A 2047-nucleotide genomic window follows, 5' to 3' on the forward strand; every position below is an offset into this window, starting at 1 on the left:
ACACGTTCACGAAGTGCCATAGGATGTGGTTTGCCCATCACTGACCCCCATATCTGCCATACAGACAGGGAATCACAGATCAAGCATCGGGGGAATCCTGAATCTCGAAAACCGCAACACGCTCTAAGCCGGTAATGCGAATGCCTCAGCGGGGATCTTCATGTCCAGCGCCTGATGTGGGCGGCGGTTGTTGTAGAAGCTGATCCAGTCGCTGATGGCGCGTGTCGCGTGCTGGATGCTGTCGAAGCGCTGGCGATGAACGAATTGCTCCTTCAGCGTCCGGATCATGCGCTCCACCATGCCGTTCTGCTGCGGACAGTGCGGCGTGATGAACTCCTGCTTCAAGCCATAGCTGCGAACCAGCGCGGTGTATTTCCGACTGGTGAAGACCATGCCGTTGTCAGACCTCAGCAAGAACTCCTTCGGCACCTTGCCGAGCGTGCCGAACCTGGTGATCAGGGCATGTTCCAAGGCGCTGGCGGCGGTGGTCGCCTTGCCTGAGCGCGACAGATGCCAGCCCAGAAGCTCGCGGGTGTGGCAGTCGATCACCAGGGCCAGCGTGGTCCAGCCATCTACCCGACCAGACACGGCAGAGGTCAGTCGACCAGCGCTCGTTTGGCGCTGTGGCCAAGGATGGCACGGCCTCGATCCGGGGACGCATGCCGATCGGGCGCTTGCGGACCTGCCAGCCCTTGATCCGGAAGACCCTCTGGACCGTGTTCTTGTTGAAGCCTAGGAGCCAGGCCACGGTGCGACAGCCGAAGGACGGTTCCTTCTCGATCATCGCCTTGATCGGCTCGGCGATGCGCGGATCAACCTTCGGCGCGGCCTTGGTCGGCTTGTAATAGACCGTCCGCCGCGGCACGCCGAACCAGGCGTAAAGCTTGGCCAGCGGCACCGCGATGCCGTCCGCGAGCAGGCCATCATGGAGCGTCCGGATCAATTGCCGTCCTCCCGCTCCATGAGGGCCGCCAGCTTTTTTCGGGCACGCAGTTCCAGCATTGCCTCGCCGTAGGCTTCCTGAAGGTCTTTCATCTGTTTCTCATACTGCTCGCGGATCTCCAGCGGATTGGCGCGCAGCGCATTCTCCATGCCCCGCTTCGCGTCATCGACCCAGCCCTCGATCTCCGAGGGCGAAAGGTCATAGGCGCGGCTCGCCTCGGCCACCGTCGTCTTGCCCTGGATTATCTCAACCACAAGCGCCGCCTTCCGCTTCGCCGTCCACCGTTTGATGCTGTCGTCCATCGTCACACTCATCGCTACCTTCTCCCTTGTAGCATGAGCAGATATTTACTGGGTCGATACAGATGCGCGGGGAGCCCCCTGTCACCGAAGCTGGTCGCCGCGAATGCCGGTATCGCATCTGGGGAAAGATTGCGCAGCCCCCCGAAAGCCGATTGCCGCGCAACTCCAGGGGGGGCACGCAGCCGTAAAGCTTGCGCTGCACGTGTGATGACGACCGTATAGGGCGCTGCCGCTGCCAAGGGTCAGCTAAACCCGTTTTTCAACTCTGCTTCAAGCGCGTCCACCGTGGCGGCGACGCAGACAAAACCTGCCAGCGTGGCATCGGCAAAGCCCTCGGCGATGATATGGTCGATCAGCCCGATCAGCTTGTCCCAATAGCCTTCGGTGTTCAGCAGGATGATCGGCTTGTCGTGCAGGCCCAACTGGCGCCATGTCAGCACCTCGAAAAACTCATCCAGAGACCCACCGCCGCCGGGCAGTACCACAACCGCATCGGCATTCATGAACATCACTTTCTTGCGTTCATGCATCGTCTCGGTCACCACAAAGGTGGAAAGGTCGCGCTTGCCGACCTCCATCTCCATCAGATGGGTCGGGATGACTCCGAAAGTCTCGCCGCCCGCCCATTGCGCGGCCCGCGCGACCTCACCCATCAGACCGACATCGCCCGCGCCATAGACAAGGCGCCAGCCATTGGCGGCCAGAAGCGTGCCGACCTCGCGCGCGGCCTCGGCATAGGCGGCCCGGCGCCCCGGACGTGCGCCGCAATAGACACAGACGGATTTCCTGTTCACGTTCATTG

General features: G+C 61.7%; 3 protein-coding genes. All 3 read right to left on the bottom strand.

Annotated features, from left to right (window positions below; all coding sequences use genetic code 11):
- Positions 1–123 precede the first annotated feature (123 nt).
- The gene (locus WBB85_RS05755; protein WP_432637675.1) at positions 124–588 is read right to left on the bottom strand and encodes a transposase; all 465 of its coding nucleotides are present in this window, start codon (positions 586–588) and stop codon (positions 124–126) included.
- Between the two features lie 351 nt (positions 589–939).
- A complete protein-coding gene (locus WBB85_RS05760; protein ID WP_432637676.1) occupies positions 940–1257 on the bottom strand; it encodes a transposase in 318 nt (105 codons plus the stop codon).
- A gap of 230 nt (positions 1258–1487) precedes the next feature.
- On the bottom strand, positions 1488–2045 hold the full coding sequence (locus WBB85_RS05765; RefSeq protein WP_432637677.1) for a TIGR00730 family Rossman fold protein: 558 nt from the start codon (positions 2043–2045) through the stop codon (positions 1488–1490).
- Positions 2046–2047: the final 2 nt, after the last annotated feature.

The sequence above is a fragment of the Albidovulum sp. genome (genome assembly GCF_049646345.1).
Lineage (GTDB): Bacteria > Pseudomonadota > Alphaproteobacteria > Rhodobacterales > Rhodobacteraceae > Albidovulum.

Bases quoted from the DNA above. Each gene is read 5' to 3' on its own strand.
- WBB85_RS05760 (WP_432637676.1), bottom strand. From the start codon at position 1,257: ATGAGTGTGACGATGGACGACAGCATCAAACGGTGGACGGCGAAGCGG.
- WBB85_RS05765 (WP_432637677.1), bottom strand. From the start codon at position 2,045: ATGAACGTGAACAGGAAATCCGTCTGTGTCTATTGCGGCGCACGTCCG.